The sequence below is a fragment of the Pseudomonas sp. PSB11 genome (assembly GCF_014596605.1).
Classification (GTDB): domain Bacteria; phylum Pseudomonadota; class Gammaproteobacteria; order Pseudomonadales; family Pseudomonadaceae; genus Aquipseudomonas; species Aquipseudomonas umsongensis.
The window spans coordinates 266,707-288,119 of the sequence record NZ_NOIO01000005.1; the positions used below are offsets into that span (position 1 = coordinate 266,707).

The 21,413-nt window shown below is 62.4% G+C and carries 11 protein-coding genes; 3 read left to right on the plus strand and 8 right to left on the minus strand.

Going from position 1 to position 21,413, the window contains the following annotated elements; translation table 11 throughout:
- Positions 1-27: 27 nt before the first annotated feature.
- Positions 28-1,734, plus strand: coding sequence for an amidase (locus CGA21_RS09410; protein ID WP_188264075.1), 1,707 nt, complete (start codon positions 28-30; stop codon positions 1,732-1,734).
- A gap of 423 nt (positions 1,735-2,157) precedes the next feature.
- Complete coding sequence (locus CGA21_RS09415; protein ID WP_188264076.1) at positions 2,158-6,255, plus strand: bifunctional nitrate reductase/sulfite reductase flavoprotein subunit alpha; 4,098 nt, start codon at positions 2,158-2,160, stop codon at positions 6,253-6,255.
- A gap of 189 nt (positions 6,256-6,444) precedes the next feature.
- On the opposite strand, the gene CGA21_RS09420 is transcribed toward CGA21_RS09415, so the two are convergent.
- The 8 genes from CGA21_RS09420 to CGA21_RS09455 form a co-directional block, all read right to left on the minus strand.
- Positions 6,445-7,770 (minus strand): OprD family porin, encoded by a 1,326-nt coding sequence (locus CGA21_RS09420; RefSeq protein ID WP_188264077.1) that lies wholly within the window; start codon positions 7,768-7,770, stop codon positions 6,445-6,447.
- A gap of 330 nt (positions 7,771-8,100) precedes the next feature.
- A complete protein-coding gene (locus tag CGA21_RS09425; protein WP_188264078.1) occupies positions 8,101-9,744 on the minus strand; it encodes a fatty acid--CoA ligase in 1,644 nt (547 codons plus the stop codon).
- Between the two features lie 19 nt (positions 9,745-9,763).
- Positions 9,764-11,542, minus strand: a complete 1,779-nt coding sequence (locus tag CGA21_RS09430; RefSeq protein WP_188264079.1) for an acyl-CoA dehydrogenase C-terminal domain-containing protein — start codon at positions 11,540-11,542, stop codon at positions 9,764-9,766.
- 6 nt (positions 11,543-11,548) lie between these two features.
- Positions 11,549-14,068, minus strand: coding sequence for an efflux RND transporter permease subunit (locus CGA21_RS09435; RefSeq protein ID WP_188264080.1), 2,520 nt, complete (start codon positions 14,066-14,068; stop codon positions 11,549-11,551).
- Between the two features lie 16 nt (positions 14,069-14,084).
- The gene (locus CGA21_RS09440) at positions 14,085-15,173 is read right to left on the minus strand and encodes a WD40/YVTN/BNR-like repeat-containing protein (protein ID WP_110751163.1); all 1,089 of its coding nucleotides are present in this window, start codon (positions 15,171-15,173) and stop codon (positions 14,085-14,087) included.
- A 209-nt stretch (positions 15,174-15,382) separates the two neighbouring features.
- A complete protein-coding gene (locus CGA21_RS09445; RefSeq protein WP_020800025.1) occupies positions 15,383-16,741 on the minus strand; it encodes a DUF1329 domain-containing protein in 1,359 nt (452 codons plus the stop codon).
- A gap of 41 nt (positions 16,742-16,782) precedes the next feature.
- Entirely contained in the window at positions 16,783-18,786 is a 2,004-nt protein-coding gene (locus CGA21_RS09450; RefSeq protein ID WP_110751159.1) for a DUF1302 domain-containing protein, read from the minus strand.
- 127 nt (positions 18,787-18,913) lie between these two features.
- Positions 18,914-19,480, minus strand: coding sequence for an RBBP9/YdeN family alpha/beta hydrolase (locus tag CGA21_RS09455; RefSeq protein ID WP_020800027.1), 567 nt, complete (start codon positions 19,478-19,480; stop codon positions 18,914-18,916).
- Positions 19,481-19,835: 355 nt separating this feature from the next.
- Here CGA21_RS09455 and CGA21_RS09460 point away from each other — a divergent pair, with 355 nt between their 5' ends.
- The gene (locus CGA21_RS09460; protein WP_020800028.1) at positions 19,836-20,879 is read left to right on the plus strand and encodes an AraC family transcriptional regulator; all 1,044 of its coding nucleotides are present in this window, start codon (positions 19,836-19,838) and stop codon (positions 20,877-20,879) included.
- Positions 20,880-21,413: the final 534 nt, after the last annotated feature.

A 21,413-nucleotide genomic window follows, 5' to 3' on the forward strand; every position in this document is an offset into this window, starting at 1 on the left:
CCCCCATCAACACTCGGCAGTCACCGCATGATCGAAGTCACCGAAGTTTCCATTGCCCAACTGCGCGCCGCGCTCGAATCCGGCCAGACCACCGCCGTTGAGCTGGTCCAGGCTTATCTGGCCAGGATCGATGCCTACGACACGCCCCAGACGCCCACCGCGCTCAACGCGGTGGTGGTGCGCAACCCCGACGCCTTGAAAGAGGCACAGGCCAGCGATGCCCGTCGAGCCAAGGGCCAAACGCTGGGCCCGCTCGATGGCATCCCCTATACGGCCAAGGACAGTTATCTGGTCAAGGGGCTCACCGCCGCCTCCGGCAGTCCGGCTTTCAAGGACCTGGTCGCCTATCGCGATGCATTCACCGTTGAGCGCTTGCGTGCTGGCGGTGCCATCTGCCTGGGCAAGACCAATATGCCGCCGATGGCCAACGGCGGCATGCAGCGTGGCGTGTACGGCCGCGCAGAAAGCCCGTACAACGCCGACTACCTCACCGCCCCCTTCGCCTCGGGCTCTTCCAACGGCGCAGGGACGGCCACCGCCGCGAGTTTTGCCGCCTTCGGCCTGGCTGAAGAAACCTGGTCGAGCGGTCGCGGCCCTGCGTCCAACAATGGCTTGTGTGCCTACACGCCGTCACGCGGCGTGATCTCGGTGCGCGGCAACTGGCCGTTGACGCCGACCATGGACGTCGTCGTGCCGTTTGCCAGGACCATGGCGGACCTGCTCGAGGTGCTTGACGTGGTGGTGGCCGAGGACCCCGACACCCGCGGCGACCTGTGGCGCATGCAACCCTGGGTGCCGATTCCGCCCGTCGCCTCGGTGCGTCCCGCGTCTTACCAGGACCTGGCCGCCAATGCCGCGACACTGGTCGGCAAGCGCCTGGGCGTTCCGCGCATGTACATCAACGCCGACCCTGAAGCCGGCACCAGTGAAGCCCCTGGCATCGGCGGCCCGACCGGGCAGCGCATCCACACCCGGCCTTCGGTGATCGGGCTCTGGGAGCAGGCACGCCAGGCCTTGCAGGCCGCCGGCGCCGAAGTCGTCGAGGTCGATTTTCCCCTCGTATCCAACTGTGAAGGCGATCGCCCCGGTGCACCGACCGTGTTCAATCGCGGGATCGTGTCCAAGGAATTCCTGCATCACGAGCTGTGGGACCTGACGGCCTGGGCGTTCGACGATTTCCTGCAGGCCAACGGCGATCCGAAATTGAACCGTCTGGTGGATGTCGATGGGCCACTGATTTTCCCGCACGACCCGGGCACCCTGCCCAACCGCGAAGGCGACCTGGCCGCCGGCATGGACGAGTACGTGCGCATGGCCGAGCGCGGCATTACCCCGTGGGACCAGATCCCGACGGTGCCTGATGGCCTGCGCGGCCTGGAACAGACCCGCCAGATCGATCTTGAACAGTGGATGGACCGACTGGGGCTCGATGCAGTGATTTTCCCGACGGTCGCCGACGTCGGCCCGGCCAATGCCGACGTTGATCCGGCAGCGGCGGACATCGCCTGGAGCAACGGTGTATGGGTGGCCAACGGCAACCTCGCGATACGTCACCTGGGTGTGCCGACAGTCACCGTGCCGATGGGTGTCATGCCGGACATCGGCATGCCCGTGGGGCTGACCTTTGCCGGTCGCGCCTATGACGACTCGAGCCTGCTGCGCCTGGCGTCGGCGTTCGAGGCCTGTGGTTCGAAGCGCTTGATTCCACCGCGCACGCCACCGCTGGGCAAGTGATAACCCGGTCGGGACTGGCGCGGTACAGGCGCCAGTCCCGACGCCGCCACCGACTGGTGCACCTGGGTGCACATGGCGCTTTATAAAAGTGCAGCCAACCGGCGCTGCACCGTTCATTTGAACCGTCGTTCAACGATCCCCCTCCTGCACGCCCTTCGCCGGGGAATCGCACAAGACCGCGCTTTTCATCCGGCAAAACCGTGCCCGCGCAGCCCCGCTCGCCTGCGCATCCATAACGATCACGACCTCAAGGGCATTTCTGGCGCGTGACTTGCTAGGAACACCTCAACCCTGCAGTCAACGCTGATTGCATGCATACGACAAAGGCGCCGTGTGTCCCCCGTTTTTTCTGACGGTGGGCCGCATGGCGCCTTTTTTGTTTCCGGCATCGGCAACGGCCGGCAAAAGATTCGAGGGACGAGGATGACAAGCAAAACCGTACGCAGTGTATGTCCCTATTGTGGTGTGGGCTGCGGCATCGTCATGCAGGTCGAAAACAACCGCGTGGTCAAGGTCAGCGGCGACAAGGAGCACCCGAGCAACGCCGGCAGGCTCTGCACCAAGGGCACCACCTGCGGCCAGGCCATCGCCGAGTCGGGCCGGATGGAACACGCCTACCTGCGCCAGGAACGCCGCCGCGATCCGGTGCGCATTGCCATGGATAAAGCCATCAGCGAGACGGCCAACCGACTGCGCGACACCCTCGATCGCCACGGCCCCGATGCATTGTCGTTCTACGTGTCCGGGCAAATGTCGCTGGAAGCCCAATACCTGATCAACAAACTGGCCAAGGGTTTTGTCGGAACCGCAAACATAGAGTCCAATTCCCGCCTGTGCATGGCCAGCGCCGGCAGCGGCTACAAGCTCTCCCTCGGTTCTGATGGCCCTCCGGGCTCGTATCAGGACTTCGACAAGGCGGACCTGTTTTTCGTCATCGGCGCCAACATGGCCGACTGTCACCCGATTTTGTTCCTGCGCATGATGGACCGGGTCAAGGCCGGCGCGAAGTTGATCGTGGTCGATCCACGGCGCAGCGCCACCGCGGACAAAGCCGACCTGTTCCTGCCGATCAGGCCGGGCACCGACCTGGCATTGCTCAATGGCTTGCTGCATCTGCTGGTGAAAAACGGCCACACCGACCCGGCGTTCATCGCGGCGTTCACCGAAGGCTGGGAGGCCATGCCGGAATTTCTCGAGGACTATCCGCCGGCCAAGGTCGCACACCTCACCGGTCTGCCCGAGGCGGACATTCGCCAGGCCGCGCAATGGATCGGCGAAGCCGCACAGTGGATGAGCTGTTGGACCATGGGGCTGAACCAGAGCACCCACGGCACCTGGAACACCAACGCCCTGTGCAATCTGCACCTGGCCACCGGGGCGATCTGCCGGCCGGGCAGCGGGCCGTTCTCCCTGACCGGGCAACCGAACGCCATGGGTGGCCGTGAGATGGGCTACATGGGGCCTGGCCTACCCGGCCAGCGTTCGCTCTTGGTAGAGGCGGACCGCGCGTTCATCGAGAACTTGTGGAGCATCCCCCGCGACCGACTGCCGCGCAACGCAGGTGGCGGCACCGTGTCGATGTTCGAAGACATGAGCGCAGGACGGATCAAGGCCTGCTGGATCATCTGCACCAACCCGGTGGCGTCGGGCCCCAACCGCCAGAAAGTGATCGACGGCCTGCAGGCGGCAGAGCTGGTCATCACCCAGGACGCCTACCTCGACACCGAGACCAACCGTTACGCCGACATCCTGCTGCCCGGCGCGCTCTGGGCCGAGGCCGAGGGCGTTATGATCAACTCCGAGCGCAACCTGACGCTGATGCAAAAAGCCGTGGAGCCCCCGGGCGAGACGCTGCCCGACTGGCAGATCATCGCGCGGGTGGCCTGCGAAATGGGCTTCGCCGCGGCGTTCACCTACAGCACTGCCGACGCGGTGTTCGAAGAGATCAAGCGCGCCTGGAACCCCAAGACCGGCTATGACATTCGCGGCGCCAGCTACCCGCGCCTGCGCAACAAACCCTTGCAATGGCCCTGCGCCAGCGCTAGCGCGGCGGAACGCAATCCGATTCGCTACCTCAACAATGGCGAGAGTCAGGCACTCAGGGTCGAAGCCGACGGCAGCCAGCCGACGATCGTCTTCCCCACCGAGCGCGGCAAAGGCATCTTTCTCGCCCGTCCGCACATGGCTCCCGCTGAAATGCCGGATGAAGCCTTTCCCTTCGTGCTCAACACCGGGCGCTTGCAGCATCAGTGGCACACCCTGACCAAGACCGGCAAGGTGCCGACCCTGAACAAGCTCAATCCGGGCCCCTTCGTCGAGATCCATCCCGAGGATGCCAGCGCCCTGGGCATCAAGGACAAGGACCCGGTCGAGGTACGTTCGGTACGAGGTCGGGCCGTGTTGCCTGCGCTGGTGAGCGACCGCGTGCGCCAGGGCAACTGTTTTGCGCCTTTTCACTGGAACGATGTGTTTGGCGAGAACCTGGCGATCAATGCCGTGACCAACGATGCCGTCGACCCGATCTCGCAGCAGCCCGAATTCAAATTCTGTGCGGTCGCCCTGCAACGTGTCGAACTGATCGACCATCAGTTCCTGCAAACGCCAGCGCCGGCCACCGTCGACTCATCCCCCTTACCAGAGGAACTCGCCATGTCGAGCATCGAGACCTTTGCCGATCTCGCGGGCATCCGTTGCCTGCCCTCCCCGCCATTGAACGACCGTGAACGCACCTACCTCGCCGGTTTTCTCAGTGGCCTGCAATCGCCAGCAGGGCGCCAGGCGGCTGGGGTGCCGGTGCTGCCACCCAGCGCGCCGTTGGCCATCGAGACTCGTCTGTGGCTGGACGGACTCCTGGGCGGATTGTTCAGTCGGGTTGATGCGGGTGTAGCTGATCATGCTGCAACTTTGGCGCCCGCCGTTGCAGAAAATGCCCCCGCGGTGACCTTGCTCTGGGCGTCGCAAACCGGCAATGCCGAAACCCTGGCCGAGCGCCTGGCCGCGCGCCTGCGCGATGACGGCTTCGCCGTGGAGCTGAGCGCGATGGCCGACTTCCCCGCCAGCAAGTTGGCCAGCACGCAGAATCTGGCACTGATCAGCAGCACCTTCGGCGATGGCGATCCGCCGGACAATGGCGAAGGTTTCTGGCACACCCTCAGCACCGCCCAGACGCGTCTGGAGTCCTTGCGCTTTGCGGTGCTGGCCCTGGGTGATCCGGCCTATGACCGATTCTGCCAGCACGGCAAACAGCTCGATCAGCGCCTGCAGGAACTGGGCGCCACCCGCCTGCTGGAACGGGTCGATTGCGACACCGAATTCGAGGAGCGCGCCGATACCTGGCTGGCGCAATTGCAGAAGACCCTCAAGCCCGAGGCTGTGATCGTCACGCATAGCCACACTGCCGCCAGCGCTGCCCAGACACCCGGCAAGGCCAAGCCCCATGCTTCGCGGCTGCTGGCCAATCTTCACCTGAACCGCCAGAGCCCGCACAAGGAAACCCGTATGTTTTCCCTGGACCTGGCGGATTCGGGATTGAGTTATGAGGCGGGTGACGCGCTGGGCGTCCATCCGCGCAATTGCCCGGAACTGGTCGACGAGTTGCTCGACTTGACCCGGTTGAATGGCGAGACGCTGGTAAATGTCGATCAATGCGCCGAAGTGTCGTTACGCCAGGCACTGACCGAACACTTCGAAATCGCCCGGCCCAACAGAGACACCCTGGCTTTCATCGCCGAACGCAGCGCCAATCCCGGTTTGAAACAGTTGCTGGGGACTGACCATAAGGCTCAGTTGAAAGAATGGTTGTGGGGGCGGCAACTGGCGGACGTGCTGCAGGAATATCCACTGGACTGCTCGGCGAGCGAGCTCCTGGGCACCTTCAAGCGCTTGCAACCGCGCCTGTATTCCATCGCTTCGAGCGCCAAGGCGCATCCACGGGAAGTCCATCTGACCGTGGCGGCGGTGCGCTACGGCAAGCGCAAGGGCGTGTCCTCGACCTTCCTCGCCGACCGCGCGCAGGACGCCGAGGTACCGGTTTTCGTCCAGCCAGCCAGACACTTTCGCGTGCCGAACGAAGGTGATGTGCCGATGATCATGATCGGGCCCGGCACCGGGGTCGCGCCCTTCCGCGCCTTCCTGCAGGAGCGCCGGGCGCGGGGCGACCAGGGCAAGAACTGGCTGTTCTTCGGTGAACAGCACGCCGCCAGCGACTTCTACTACCGCGACGAATTGCAAGGCATGCAACACGATGGCCTGCTGACGCAACTGAGCCTGGCGTTTTCCCGTGACCAGGCCGAGAAAATCTACGTGCAGGACCGCATCCGCGAACAAGGCGCCGAACTCTGGCGCTGGCTGCAGGACGGCGCCCGGTTGTACATCTGTGGCGACGCCAGCTGCATGGCCAAGGACGTCGACCAGGCCTTGCGCCAGGTCGCGCAGCACCACGGTGGACTGGACTCGCAAGGCGCCGCTGACTACTGGCGGCAGATGAGTGAGCAGAAGCGTTATTTGCGGGATGTTTATTGAGTGGCGGTCAGGTTGGGCATCGTAGGAGCGAGCATGCTCGCGAAAAACCTGAGAGCACCGCGGGGGGCCAGGCTCCCCGCGTTATCGTTGACCTCAATCGCGAGCATGCTCGCTCCTACAGTGGATCGAGTGAATCCGCTGATTGGTCGGTTACCCGGGATTTCATTCGCCGTGAGGGTGTAGCGGCCGTTATAGCAGTGAGAGGGAGTAGTTGATGATGAAGCGATTCTGCTCAACGTTGCGCCCGGCATCGGTGTTCGACTTGCCATTGCGCACACTGAAGGCAAGCCCCCTGAACGAACCCGACTGAATCACATAGTCCAGCGTCATATCACGCTCCCACTCAGACTGGTCCGCAGCGTTTTGCGCCTTGATGTCCGTGCCCTTGAGATACGCCACTGACGCCTTCAAGCCCGGGATTCCAAGGGGTGCGAAGTCATAGGTGTATTGACCGAAACGGGTTTGCTCCCCGGCGCGGGCAAAGTTCTGGATCATGCGATCGGTGGGCAGGTAGACGCTGCCGCCACCCGCGCCTTTGTCCACCAGGCTGCCCTGGTTGGGCTGGACGAAGTTGCTGCCATCGCCCACTTGCTGGTAACCGAGCGCCACGGCATGTCCGCCGTTGGTATAGGTCACCATGGCAGCCCAGGTGGAGTTGTCGATTTCACCGTTGTTGTCATCGGTGTAACCCGAGACGCGATAACCCTGCGCTCTACCTGCAGCGGAGCTGTTGGCACCGCTGGAGGTAGTGCGGAAATAACGCAGGTCCGTGGTGATGGCGCTTGCACTGTCGATGGCCAGGCTGTGTGTCAGGCCGAGGAAGTTCTGGTTGTAGAAGTCTTCCAGCTGCGCGAAGTAGTACTGTGCCTTCAGCGCCTTGGTCACCTCGTAGTCGCCCCCGGCGAAATAGAACTTGTTGCTCTCCCGGGTACCGCCCGCAACCGACAGGCCGGTTCGATCGGTCGAGGCACGACCGACTGCGTGCTCCAGCAACCCGCCGGTCAGGGTCAGGCCATCGATGTCTTTTGACGTGACCTGGCCGCCCGTGAACGATTGCGGCAGCACGCGGGCATCGTTGGACAGCAGTATCGGCAGCTTCGGCAACAACGTGCCGTAACGCAGTTCGGTCTTGGCGATGCGCATCTTCGCCGTGGGACCGAAGCTGCTCCAGGCATCGGCCGCACCGTCGCCCTTCGAGGGAATCATGCCGCTGCCGACGTGGCGACCAGCGCCGCTGTCCAGGGTAATCCCTTGCAACGCCTGGGCATCAAGCCCGAACCCCAGGGTGCCTTGGGTGAATCCCGACTCATAACGCAGCACAAAACCCTGGGCCGCCTCTTCGGTCTTGGAAGGGTCTGCGCTGCCGTCGCGGTTATCGCTGTTGAAGTACAGGGTCCGCATGGAAAGGCTGGCCTTGCTGTCTTCCAGAAAGCCGCGTGCGCCGGGCTCTGCTGCCTGTGCGCCGATCGAACCGCCGAACAACAGAATGGCGGCGGGAATTGCTCGTTTGAACATGCGGTACTCCTCAAGAGGGTCACGTCGAAATATTTGTGAAACTCTTAGAACATTTCGAGGCACGAACTTCAAACGAGATGAAAGTAATTTCCGTAGAGAGATAAGAGTTGTCGCAATGAGGTACGCAACCTCATGGTTTTTGCAAAACGTGCGGGGGGATTTTCATTGAAATCTGTAGGGCCGAAGGCCCCCCTGTAGGAGCGAGCATGTCGAATCGTCGCACCGTCGCGATGGTCGTCAACGATGACGCTGGCTACCTGACACCCCGCGGTGCTCTCGGGTTTCTCGCGAGCATGCTCGCTCCTACAGTGGGTTGTGCGTCACGGTTGCTCAGGCAAGCGCCTGTTCCCGGATCAGTTTCTTGTTGATCTTGCCGACGCTGGTCTTGGGAATCTCAGCCACGAACTTGAACTGCTTGGGAATCGCCCATTTATTGATCCGACCGAGCTCGACGAACCCTTGCAGGTGCGCCTCGAGGATCTTGCGGTCCAGGTACTGTCCCGGCTCGCACACCACCAGGGCCATGGGCCGTTCACCCCATTGCTCATCGGCAATGCCCACCACCGCGACCGACAGCACCGCCTGGTGTTCGCTGATCAGGCTTTCCAGCTCCAGGGAGCTGATCCACTCCCCGCCCGTCTTGATCACGTCCTTGATGCGATCCTTGATTTCCACACCGCCCAACGGGTCGATGGAAGCCATGTCGCCAGTGTGCAACCAGCCGTCCTGCCACAATTCGGCGCCTTTTTGCGGCTCTTTCAAGTAGCCCTGGGTCAACCACGGCGCGCGCACCACGATCTCGCCCAGGGACTCGCCGTCATGGACCACGTCATTGCCACTGGCATCGATGATTTTCAGGTCGACCATCGGCACCGGCGTACCGGTCTTGATGCGTGTCGGCAGTTGCGCCTGGGCCGATTGCTTGCGGTCTTCATCGCGCAGGTAAGTCAGGCACAGCAGCGGGCAGGTTTCCGACATGCCGTAGCCGGCGTGCACCACCATGCCCTTGGCACTGGCTTCGCTGGCAAGACCCAAGGGCAGCGCACTGCCGCCCAGGAGCATTTTCCAGCCATTGAAATCGGCGGACTTGCCTTGCTCACAGGTGAGGAGCATTTGCAGGATGGTCGGCACACAGTGGGAAAAGGTCACCTTCTCCTCCTGATAAAGCCGGACCAGGCTGTTGGGTTCGTAGCGGCCGGGGTACACCTGCTTGATGCCCATCAGGGTCGCGACGTAAGGCACGCCCCAGGCATGCACATGGAACATCGGCGTGATCGGCATGTACACGTCATCGGAACGCAGCAGCGGCGTCCCCTGGTAGACGCCCAATGTCCCCACGGCATTCAAGGTGTGCAAGACCAGTTGGCGATGGGTGAAATACACGCCCTTGGGATCACCGGTGGTGCCGGTGGTGTAGAACAGCGTCGCTACCGAATTCTCGTCGAAATCGGGAAACTCGTACTGGTCCGGGCACTGGGACAGCAACTGCTCGTACTCACCCAGCACCGGCAACGAAGTATCGGATGCCTGGTCTTCGGTGAGCTGCACAAAGCCTTTGACCGTGGTCAACCGGCCCTGGATCTGTTCCACCAGCGGCAGGAAGTCATCATGCACCAGCACCAGGTCGTCCTCGGCGTGGTTCATGGTGAACAGCACCTGCTCCGGCGACAGGCGAATGTTCACCGTGTGCAGCACCGCGCCAATTATCGGCACGGCGAAGAAGCATTCCAGGTAGCGGTGGCTGTCCCAGTCAAGCAGGGCCACGGTGTCACCGGCCTTGACCCCGGCCGCGGTCAACGCATTGGCCAGGCGGCGAATGCGTTGGTTGAGGGTCTGGTAGCTGTAGCGCAGTTTGTCGGCGTAGACGATTTCCCGACCCGGTTCGTAGCGCACCCCGGACAGCAGCAATTGCTTGATCAGCAAGGGATAGGCATAGGCGCCTTCGGCGGGTGGAATTATTTTTGTCGCCATCATGATTAAGGTTCCTTGTCCTTTAGAACTGGTCGGCTTGCAGCTCGTAGAGGCAGTCGCTACCGGCTTTGGCCGATGCACTCAACGAGTGGATACGCGGCAGCAACCGGGCGAAGTAGAAACGCGCGGTGGCCAACTTGCTGGTGTAGAAATCGTCTTCGGCATCGCCGCTCACGACGGCCTTGGCCATGCGCGCCCACATGTAGGCGTACGCGGTGTAGCCGAACACGTGCAGGTACTCGACCGAGGCCGCGCCGATTTCATTCGGGTTACCCTGGGCCCGATCCAGCAGCCACGCGGTCAGTTCATCGAGGGTGTCCACGGCGGCGTTCAACGGCTGGGTGAACTCATCAAGTTCGGCGCTGGCGTTGGCGGTGAAGTTGCGGATTTCCGAAGCAAACAGGCGGTAGAGCGTCCCGCCGCTGCCGACAATCTTGCGCCCGGCCAGGTCCAGGGACTGGATGCCGTTGGTGCCTTCGTAGATTTGCGTGATGCGCACGTCGCGCACCAGTTGCTCCTGGCCCCACTCGCGAATGTAGCCATGGCCGCCGAAAATCATCTGCCCGTGCAGGGTCGTTTCCAGGCCCATGTCGGTGAGAAATGCCTTCGCCACCGGGGTCAACAACGACACCAGTTCCTGGGCACGGGTGCGGGCTGTCGGGTCTTCGCTGTATTTGGCGATGTCCAGTTGCAGGGCCACGTAGCTGGAAAACGCACGGCCACCTTCGTTCAGGGCCTTCATGGTCAACAGCATGCGCCGCACGTCAGGGTGGACGATGATCGGGTCGGCGGCCTTGTCTTTGTTCTGCGCGCCGGTAGGTGCACGGCTCTGCAAGCGATCACGGGCATAGGCGACGGCGTTCTGGTAGGAACGCTCGCCCTGCGCCAGGCCCTGGATGCCCACGCCCAGGCGCTCATAGTTCATCATGGTGAACATCGCCGCCAGCCCCTTGTTCGGCGCATCGACGATCCAGCCGGTGGCGCCGTCGAAGTTCATCACGCAGGTGGCCGACGCCTTGATCCCCATCTTGTGTTCGATGGAGCCGCAGGACAGCGCATTGTTTTCACCCAGCGATCCGTCGGCGTTGACCAGCACCTTGGGCACCAGGAACAGCGAGATGCCTTTTGGGCCCGCCGGGGCATCCGGCAGTCGCGCCAGAACCAGGTGGATGATGTTCTCGGTCAGGTCGTGGTCGCCGCCGGTGATGAAAATCTTGCTGCCGCTGACCTTGTAGCTGCCATCGGCCTGGGGCTCGGCGCGGGTGCGGATCATGCCCAGGTCGGTGCCGGCATGGGCCTCGGTCAGGCACATGGAACCGGTCCAGGTGCCGGCGTACATGTTCGGCAGGTAACGCGCCTTGAGTTCTTCACTGGCGTGCGCCTTGATCGACAGGCAGGCGCCGGCGGTCAGCATCGGGTACAGGCCGAACGACAGGCTGGCCGAGTTGACCATCTCTTCGACCTGGGCCGAAATGGCCTTGGGCATGCCCATGCCACCGTACTGCGGATCTCCGCCGACACCGACCCAACCGCCTTCGGCGAAGGCTTGATAGGCCTGGGCAAAACCGTCCGGGGCGGTCACCGAACCGTTGTTCCAGGTGCAGCCCTGCTCGTCGGTCGCGCGGTTCAAGGGTGCGATGACTTCGCCACTGATCTTGCCGGCTTCTTCGAGGATGGCGGCAGCGGTTTCTTCATCGATCACGTCGGCCAGGCCAGGCAAACTGGCCCACAGCCGGGATACCTGGAAGACCTCGTTGAGTACGAAGCGCATGTCGCGCAGGGGAGCTTTGTAATCAGACATCTTGACTTACTCGGAAGTGGTCACGGCATGGGGCATGCCGGGACGTTCAGTGGATTCAATGATTTCGGCTGCCGCAACAGCGCCGGGTTGCGGTGCCCGTTCACGCAGCAGGAAGTACGACAGGGCGGGAATCAGGATCAGCGCACCGAGCATGTTCCACAGGAACATGAAGGTCAGCAGGATGCCCATGTCGGCCTGGAACTTGATCGGCGACCAGACCCAGCACACCACGCCGGCGGCCAGGGTGATACCGACCAGCCCGACCACCCGACCGGTGAACGACACGGCGTTGCGGTAGGCCTGGGACAGCGGCAGGCCCTGGCGCTGGAAGTGCAATTGCACGCTGAGCAGATACAGTGCGTAGTCCACACCGATCCCCACACCCAGGGCGATCACCGGCAAGGTCGCGACTTTCACGCCGATGCCCATGGCCACCATCAGCGCTTCGCACAGGATCGAAGTCAGCACCAGCGGCAGCAGCGCCACCAGCGTGGCGCGCCAGCTGCGGAAAGTGATCAGGCAAAACAGGGTTACCGCCAGATAGACGTACAGCAGCATGGTACGGTTGGCCTCGCGCACCACGATGTTCGTGGCCGCTTCGATCCCGGCACTGCCGGCCGCCAACAGGAACTGGCGATCGTCAGTACTGTTTTCCTTGGCGAACTTGTCAGCAATCGCCACCACCGCATCCAGGGTCTCGGCCTTGTGATCCTTGAGGAAGGCAATCACCGGCATCAGCGAGCAGTTATTGTTGAACAACTCCGGCGAGTTGACCGAGGCTTGCTGTGCGGCGTAGTTCAGCACGTCCTGGTTGCGCTGGATGCTGTTGAGCTTGGGGTTGCCTTCATAGGTGCCGGCGGTGATCTGGCGTACCGCGTTGACCAGCGAGGACGTCGCCTGCACACCCGGATACTGTTGCAGCTCCCAGGCCAGGCGGTCAGCGAGGATCAGGGTCTTGTAGTTCAGGCAGCCTTCCGGCGCGGTCTTGATCATCACCGCGAACAGGTCGCTGGACAGCGCGTAGTGGCTGGTGATGTAGGCGTTGTCGCGGTTGTAGCGCGAGTCGGCGCGCAACTCCGGCGCCCCACTTTCAAGGTCGCCGATCTTCAGTTGCAGGCTGACCATGAAGCCGCCAATGCCCATCAGCACCGCGACCAGCACGGCGCCCGTCGCCCACTTGCGCGTGGTGAAACGATCGAGCAGGTCCCAGAGTTTGCCGAAGCCCTTGTGGTGCTCGGCACGGTTGTCGATTTTCAGCGCACGCTCGGCCGCCTTGCGGCCGACGCCGATGTAGGACAGCGCCACCGGCATCAGCAACAGCGAGGTGAAGATCAGTACCGCGACACCGATGCTGGCGGTGATCGCCAGGTCCTGGATCACCGGAATGTCGATCAGCATCAGCACGGCAAAGCCCACGGCGTCGGCCAGCAATGCAGTGACGCCAGCGATGAACAGGCGGCGGAAGGTGTAACGCGCGGCAATCAGTTTGTGGGTGCCACGGGCGATGTCCTGCATGATGCCGTTCATCTTCTGCGCGGCGTGGGACACACCGATGGCGAAGATCAGGAACGGTACCAGCACCGAGTACGGATCGATGGCGTAGCCCAGCCAGGCGACGATGCCCAGTTGCCAGACCACCGCGATCAGCGAGCAGCCGACCACCAACAGCGTGCTGCGCACACAACGGGTGTAGGCGTAGATGATGATCAGCGAGGTGACCACGGCCAGGCCGAAGAACATCATCACCTGGATCAGGCCGTCGATCAGGTCGCCCATCAGCTTGGCGAAACCGATCACCCGCACCTTGTACGGGCCTTTGCCCTCTTCCCCGGATTTACGCGCGGCGCTGTCGCCGGCGAATTCGATCTTGTCGCGCAACTGCTCTTCAAGCATCTGCGAGAACTGATGGTAGTTGATGCGCTGGCCACCTGCGGCGGACTTGTCCAGCAGCGGTACGACGAGCATGCTCGACTTGTAGTCGCTGGCCACCAGGCTGCCGACGATGCCGGCGCGGGAAATGTTCTGGCGCAGCTGTTCGATTTGCTCAGGTTTGCCCTCATAGGTATCAGGCATCACCGGGCCGCCCTGGAAGCCTTGCTCGGTGACTTCAGTCCAGCGTACCGCCGGGCTCCACAAGGACTTCATCCAGGCACGGTCGACGCCTTCAGTGAGGAACAACTGGTCGTTGACCTGTTTGAGTACGTCAAGGTACTGAGGGTCGAAAATGTCACCCTGGGTATTCTCGACCACCACCCGCACCGAGTTGCCCAGGCCGCGCAGCGACTGGCGGTTCTCCAGGAAGTTCTGGATGTACGGCTGGCTCTGCGGAATCATTTTTTCGAAGCTGGGGCGCAGTTCCAGGCGGGTCACCGCCATGAAGCCCAGGACCACGGTGGCCAAGGCCATCAGCAGCATGAACAGCGGACGGTAGTTGAACACCAGCCGTTCGAGCAGGTTGCCCGAGCGGCGGTCGAAATCACGCAGCTCGCGGATCACCGGCATGGCGTCTTGTTTGATATTGCCCATGTCTGGGTTCTCGCTCTTAGGGTTCGAGGGCTGGATCGGCGGCTAATACCTGGGCGCCACGGCTGCCCGCTACCACCAATGCGCCGTCGGCGGACTGGGTGGCGCCGGAGACCGGGGTGCGTGCCGGTTGCTGCATCAGGTGCATTTGCGCACCCGAGCCCTGGCTGACCAGCATCTGCCCGCCCTGGGTGAACAGGCGGTAATTGCCCCGGGCATCGACGAGGCCGGCGGTGATGCTGACGTGCAGACCTGTGTCCAGCGCGCTCCAGTTCTGGCCGCCATCGGTACTGCGCAGCACGTTGCCGCGCAAGCCGTAGACCAACACTTCGCCAGGCTTGCCAACGACGCCGAAGAAGCTGCCCTGATAGGGCGTTGGCACGGCGGCGAAGCGCTGGACCTGGTCATCCCATTTGAGCAACAGGCCCTGTTCGCCAGCGATGTACAGGTTGTCGCCGGTGGAGGCGATGGCGTTGAGGTGCAAGCCTTGCGGGTTGTCGGTGCGATCCTGCAACGGCGTCCAGCTTTGGCCGCCATCGTCAGTGCGCAGGATCAGGTTGAACACGCCGACCACATAGCCGACCTGGTCATTGGCGAACCACACATCGAGCAGCGGTTTATCGGCGCCCTGCTCTAGCAGGCGCTGACCTTCGGCGACCAGCAGCGGCCACTGTTCGTTGCCCGGCTCGGCACTGGCCAGCGCCGTGTAATGCTTGACCAGCAAGTCGCCGATCTGGCGACCGTCGAGTTGCTTGTTCCAGGTCGCGCCAGCGTCGCTCGTGTGCAGCACCACGCCGTCATTGCCCACCGCCCAGCCTTGGGTAGCGCTGGCAAAGTTCACGGCGGTGAGGTCGGCACTGACCGGCACGGCAGCCTGTTGCCAGTGCTTGCCACCGTCATCGGAGAACAGGATATGGCCGCGCTGGCCGACGGCGATCACGCGCTCACCGGCGCGGGCCATGCCAGACAATGGGCTCTTGAGGGCCAAGGCACTGACCCTGGCAGGCAGGTCCAGCACATCAACGTAATCGGCTGCGTGGGTGATGCCCTGCAACAAGCCAAGCACAACGCCAAACGCCACATGCCTATAATTCTTATTCGAACACATACCGCGTCCTCTTCGGAAAACCGCGCCGGGACACACATCGGTGTGCCTGACGTTCAAACCTTGCGCCGTGCAGGTCATGTGGGAGCGAGCCTGCTCGCGATGGACCAGAGGGCGACGCGGGCATCCAGACAGCACGCGTCATCGTTAACGTCCATCGCGAGCAGGCTCGCTCCCACAGTGGATCGTGCGAGCGTCTGCTTGCGGTTTGCTTAGCGAATGCCGCTGCCGGCCAGGGATTCCGACGACCACTGGGCCTTGGAGAGCGGATCGATGTACTTGATGCCGCCGTAAGGGCCGACTACACCGTTGATGTTGTAGGAACCCCCGACCAGGTCGTAGATCATGAAAGGCGTGGAGTCCGGCACCTGCTTGTCATAGCTCTGGCTGAGGAACGCGAAGGAACCACGATAGAGCTGGCCACGGGCGTCATACTGATCCGAGGCCAGAGCGCTCCAGCTGTCTTCGTCGAGGTAGAAACGACGCTTGGCATAGATGTGCCGGGCACCGGCCTTGAGGTTGCCTTCCACGACCCAGACGCGGTGTTTTTCCCAGCGCACGAAGTCCGGTGCCAAGTGATTGGCGGTGGTCAGCGACTTCGGATCCTGGGCGTAGGTCAGCTTGTAGGTGTTGTAGGGCACGATCATTTCCTGCTTGCCCACCAGCTTCCAGTCGTAGCGATCCAGCGCACCGTTGAACACGAACACATCGTCATAAGTGCCCGCTCCCGCAGTCCCTGGGTTCGGTGTGTCGTACGCCAGGTTAGGCGCCAGCTTCACCCGACGCTGCCCCGGCAGGTATTGCCAGGCGCGGCGGGGTTGCTGCAGCGGGTTGGCCGCGTCCTTGAGCATCACCGCTTCGCCGGCGCGACGTGCCGGGCCGGTGTAGGACAGCTTCATCTGGTAGTACACATCGGCGCTGCTGATCGGCTGCGTCAGGTTCTCGTAGATCGGATAGGAGATGAACGCCTGCCCGGTGGTGGCCAGGCTTGGCACGCCGGCGGAGTCAACGTTCCAGGAGTCGTACTTGGAGTTGATGCTCACGCCCTGATAACGCAAGAGGAAGTTCCACATCGCTTCGTTGCCCGATTGCGGAATCGGGAACGGCACGCCCGGCAGCACGTTGTCGATCGCCAGGCCGCCTTCGAGGGACTTGGCACCGCTGGCGTTTTTCACGCCGTTATCGAGGATGGCTTTTGGCAGCGAAACGGTGCGGTGGGTCGGGAACACGTCCACACGAAAAGTCGGGAAGCGCTTGGCCAGTTCCACCGTGGTGGCGGTGAGCATGCCCTTGTACTGGTCGACGTTCTTGCCATCGATCACCAGCAGCGGTTTTTCACTGGCAAACGGGTCCGGGCGCATGCTGTCACCCGCCTTGAAACTGGCTGGCGGCGTGGTCAGGCCACCGTTGTAGGCCGGAATCGAACCATCGGCATTGCCGGCCTTTTCGGCGCCCACAAGAGTCAGGCTGGTGCCCAGCTTGGCAGCGTCCTGGGTCGAAACAGCGGCCTGTACCTGGGCGGCAAGGACCATGGCCAGCGAAGCGGCCAACACGGTTTTCACGAATTTCATCTTGTTATTCTCCTGCTTGCATTGAGCAAATCAGTGGTGCATCAAAAGGTTGTTTTCATCGTCAGGTACACGGCGCCACGGTCCTCAGTCGTGGCACCACCACCGGAAAAGGACGAGTAGCCACCGGCGTAACAGGCGTAGTTTTCGTTGCCGCTGAAGGCATTCGGCGCAGCGCCGTCACCTCCGGTCGGGCCAGTACTCACGCCACTGACATTGCACTTGTCGGCCTTGCCGAAAGAGTCCACGTACTTCAGGTCGACGAAGTATTTGTTGTACACAATGGCGCCGAGGCCGACTGCGTAGTTACCGGTGTCCTTGGCACCGCCACCTGCGACCGGTGACACGCCATCGAGACCGAGGTTGATGGACATTGGCGCGTTGAGATCGACACCGGGAAACACCTGGTACCAGGTCGGTGTGAAGTTGACCGCGATGCCCCAGTTGTCCCGGGTCGGCTGATCGATACCGTGGTAGGTGCCCTTGCCTTTGTAGAGCGCTTCGTTCTTGCTATCGAGCTTGAGCAAGTTGCTGTAGTACAACTCGGCGAGCAGGGTCGCCGAATCGAACACGGGCGTTTTCGGCATGGTCATCAGACCGTTGACCGTCCAGTGCAGGGTGTCGCCGGTGGCGGCCATGCTGTCGCCCTTTTCCGGGGTGTCGTAGATCACGCCAGTGCCGGGTGTGCGTGCCGGCAGCAGGCCGAGCCCCTGGCCCAGGCCCAGGGGACTGGTGGTGCTGACGACGGCCGGGATACTGGCCAGCGGCATGTTGTGCCGAACGTTCAGGTCCGAGCCCACGCTCACCCCGCCCACGTCCTTGGACAGGCTCAGGCCAACGATCTTGATGTTGTCGGCATAGGCCATCTGATAGGTGGCGGTGCTCAGCGAGTTGAGGGTGTTGATGACCGCGGGCACCTGGCCGGCTGGCCGGGTTCCGTTCGGGTTGGCCGAGCTCAGGCCACGGGCATCGAGCCAGGCCTGCGGGAGGATTTCCGAGGTTTCGCGGTAGTAGACGCCGAGGGTGCCGTCCAGCCAGGCGGGTGACCATTTGGCCATGAGGCCCCAGTCGCCGCGCTTGTCCGGGGTCAGGTCGTGCCCGCGACGCACGTTGGTCAAGCCGTTGCACGGCGCCAGGCCGCAACCCAGAGGACTGCCAGGCACGACAGCATTAGTGTTACCCAGCAGGAACGACTGCGCGCCGAAACCGACCAGGTCGGAACCGCCGTAGTAGGTGCCGGCTTCTGGAAGACGCGCTTCATCCCAGTCGAGAAAGTATTGGGCCGCCAGGGTCAACTCAGGGTTGACGGTGAACGACATCGACAGCTGATTGCGCGGTACGAACAGCTCCTTGGCTTCGGTGCCAGGCGACGCGGCCAGCTTGGCCAGGTCCAGGCCGGACTGGCCGTAGCTGATCGAATGCACCGGATTGAGAATGGTCTCGCCCCAGAACACGTTGTGCTGGCCAGCCTTGAAGCTCAGCATCGACTCCTCGCCCACTTCGGTGCTGTAGAACACGAAGGCGTCGAGGATTTCGCCGGACGGACCGGTGTAGTAACGCTGGGCATAGTTGCTCAGGTGCGGGCTGCCATTGCCGACGTTGTCATTGGTGACTGCGGCCAGGCGTGGGTCGTTGGCGATCAGGCCCGAGGTCGAACCGTTGCCGTTGACGAACGGGTTGGAATTGGAACCGGTGTTCTCGTAGGCCTTGTCGTACCAACCGGCGGCGCTCACGCGAAAGCCCATGTGGTTCTGATAGACCACGTCCATCTCGGTCAACAGGTCGACGCGGTTGGTGATGTTGGTGCCAGACCTACGGAAGTTGTAGTCGCCGTCGTTGTTGTTGGGCGTGCCCAACATACGTTTGTCCGCGCTTTCGGTGCGTACGCCGTAGTTGTACTTGACGGTGTTATCCACGCGAACGTTCCAGTCCGGGTTACCTGTCTCGATCTCGACCGCATGGGCCGTCGGCACCGTTGCCGCGAGAATGGCAGAGGCCAGCAAGGTGTAGCGTGAAGCGGTGAACCCGTGACTCTTGTTGTGGTGCATAGCGTTGTCTCCGCCTTTTTGTATTTGTTTTAAGCGCAGCAGGCCCCGCGTAACCCCTTGTTCCAGGGGTTTACGTTTTTCAGGATAGGGGCGGATACCGGATGGCGCGGGCCAACCGGCGCCTGAACTAGCGATCCAGCTCGAGGATCAGGGCTTCGGCTTGCGGCCAGTGCCCGTACCCGGCAGCAGGATTGAGATGACCGACATCGCCCAGGTTGAGCAGCTCGCTGCCCCAGCCTTCGGCCAGGTGCGTAACGGCTTGCAGGCTGGCGAGGTGGTCGTTGGTACTGGCGGCCACGAGGCTGCGAAATGGCAGCGGGCCTTTGGGTAGAGGGTCCCATCCCTGGCTACGCAGGGTTTCCGGCGATGGGTAGCCAGACGGCCAAGGGGCATCGAGGTCAGGTGGAGCGGCCAGCAGCGCGCCCTTGATCGGCCGGCTGTGCTGCGCGGCCCAGTGCGCGACCATCAGGACACCGGCGCTATGGGCGACCAGGATCACCGGCCCGTCGATCTGTTCCAGTGCATGCTGGATCGCTTGCACGCGTTTGTTGCAATCGAGCTTGTCGGCCTCCAGCGGCGGCACGCTACGTACCTTGCTCAGCCTGGCTTCAAGCAACGTTTGCCAATGTTCGGCGACGTGCTCACGCAGGCCCGGTACGATCAGAACGGTTGCGGCAGTTTGCAGTTTGTCCACTTCAACACCTACGCTTTCTCGATGACTCGACTGGCTCTGTCGCCAGGGGCTTTTTGTAGGACTGACATTAAAGAGCGCCCACCCCAGGCGCTTTTCATTGGACGTCAGGCACTTTTCTTTTCATGACAAACGTTTCGGTGATGGCGCGGTGCGACCACCGGTCGAAAATCTCAGCAAGTTCTGTGCGGGTCACTGTAATCAATGGGTGAGCCTCGATGAGGCAGGTTCAAGAGTGGTAAATCGGACAGCAATGGGCGGGTGCAATCGCTCACTTAACAACTGTTGCAATTGCTGATGCGCTGGATATAGTCGCCACGCTCACTTGAATTGCAATCGGCCCAGGAAAGACCTTCGCATGACCAAGCTTGTTCGCGCCGCCGTCTTGACCAACTACCTGGAGGTCACCCAATACCTGGGGTTCAACCCTCGCGATTTGCTGGCCAGTGTTGGCTTGTCCAAGGCTTTGCTGCAGGCCCCGGAACATCGCATCCCCATCGATTCCGCCGTGCGCCTGCTGGAGGATTCAGCCGCTGCCAGTGGCTGCCAGACCTTCGGCTTGAGCATGGCCGAATCACGCCAGCTCTCGGACTTCGGCGTGGTCAGCCTGCTGCTCAGCCATCAGCGCACGCTGCGCGATGCCTTGCAGGTGGTGGTGCATTACCGGCACTTGATGAATGACTCGCTGGCCATCTTCATTGAAGAGGCCGGCAAGATGGTGATCATTCGCGAAGAGGTGGTCACCGAATCGCCGATGCCCTGTCGACAGGCCACCGAGCTGGCCATCGGCGTGATGTTCCGCCTGTGCGCCGCCCTGCTCGGCTCACACTGGCATCCCTACAGCGTCAATTTCACCCACCAGGCCCCCGACAACCTTCAACTGCACCGCCGCCTGTTCGGTTGCACCCTGGAATTCGGCAGTGAGTTCAACGGCATCGTCTGCGCCGGCGCCAGCCTGGACATGACCAACCCCAACGCCGACCCGGCCATGGCACGCTATGCCCAGAGCTACCTCGATTCGCTGCAAAGCCACCAGGGCACTTCGATGCTGTTCGAAGTGCGCAAGGCCATCTACCTGCTACTGCCCATGGGCCGCGCCACCATCGAACAGGTCGCGCAGAGCCAGGGCATGAACGTACGCACACTGCAACGTCGCCTCAAGGATGATGGCTGTGCCTTCAACGATGTGATCAACGACGTGCGCCGCGACCTGGTGCTGCGTTACCTGGACAACCCGAATTACTCGCTCAGTCGCATTGCCGACATGCTCGGCTACTCGATGGCGAGTTCGTTTACGCGCTGGTTCATCAGCCAGTTCGGCATGCCTCCGGCGACGTGGCGCGCGCAAAAGCAGGGTTCGGCAAAAGCCCCGTCGGATGCGGCCCCACCCAAGCCCTCCTGATATCACGCGTGTTGTGGGAGCGGGCTTGCTCGCGAAGGCGGCCTGTCAGCCGACCAGTCGCTTGCGGATGTACCCGATCTACTGTGGGAGCGAGCCTGCTCGCGAAGGCGGCCTGGCAGCCGACCAATTTCTTTCAGGTGTACATATCCATTCCTGCGGTAACGACCACTTAGGGTTTCGCTTTTACAGCGAGTCACTTGGAAGAGCCCCAAGTAACCAAGGGCTCTTGCCCCTGGCGTTCGGTGCCTCGCTAATGCTCGGCATACCCTCGCTCCGGTCCTGCTCCGTGGGTCGCCGCGATGGGCCATCCATGGCCCAGCGCGGCTAAACCGGCATCCTTGCCGGTTTACCCACTGCGCAGAACCGGAACGAAGCCTCTCGATATAGGTTGTCCGTTCCTTTCCTCCTCCATACTTCGGTGTCTGGAAGTCAGTTTTGATCAGGGAAGGAACATGCACCTGTGGGCTACGAATATGCCTCTCAAGCACGTGATGATTACCCCCTCACTTTCGAGCCCCCAGGTGCGCTTGCGCC

Bases quoted from the DNA above. Each gene is read 5' to 3' on its own strand.
- CGA21_RS09410 (WP_188264075.1), top strand. From the start codon at position 28: ATGATCGAAGTCACCGAAGTTTCCATTGCCCAACTGCGCGCCGCGCTC.
- CGA21_RS09415 (WP_188264076.1), top strand. From the start codon at position 2,158: ATGACAAGCAAAACCGTACGCAGTGTATGTCCCTATTGTGGTGTGGGC.
- CGA21_RS09420 (WP_188264077.1), bottom strand. From the start codon at position 7,770: ATGTTCAAACGAGCAATTCCCGCCGCCATTCTGTTGTTCGGCGGTTCG.
- CGA21_RS09425 (WP_188264078.1), bottom strand. From the start codon at position 9,744: ATGATGGCGACAAAAATAATTCCACCCGCCGAAGGCGCCTATGCCTAT.
- CGA21_RS09430 (WP_188264079.1), bottom strand. From the start codon at position 11,542: ATGTCTGATTACAAAGCTCCCCTGCGCGACATGCGCTTCGTACTCAAC.
- CGA21_RS09435 (WP_188264080.1), bottom strand. From the start codon at position 14,068: ATGGGCAATATCAAACAAGACGCCATGCCGGTGATCCGCGAGCTGCGT.
- CGA21_RS09440 (WP_110751163.1), bottom strand. From the start codon at position 15,173: ATGTGTTCGAATAAGAATTATAGGCATGTGGCGTTTGGCGTTGTGCTT.
- CGA21_RS09445 (WP_020800025.1), bottom strand. From the start codon at position 16,741: ATGAAATTCGTGAAAACCGTGTTGGCCGCTTCGCTGGCCATGGTCCTT.
- CGA21_RS09450 (WP_110751159.1), bottom strand. From the start codon at position 18,786: ATGCACCACAACAAGAGTCACGGGTTCACCGCTTCACGCTACACCTTG.
- CGA21_RS09460 (WP_020800028.1), top strand. From the start codon at position 19,836: ATGACCAAGCTTGTTCGCGCCGCCGTCTTGACCAACTACCTGGAGGTC.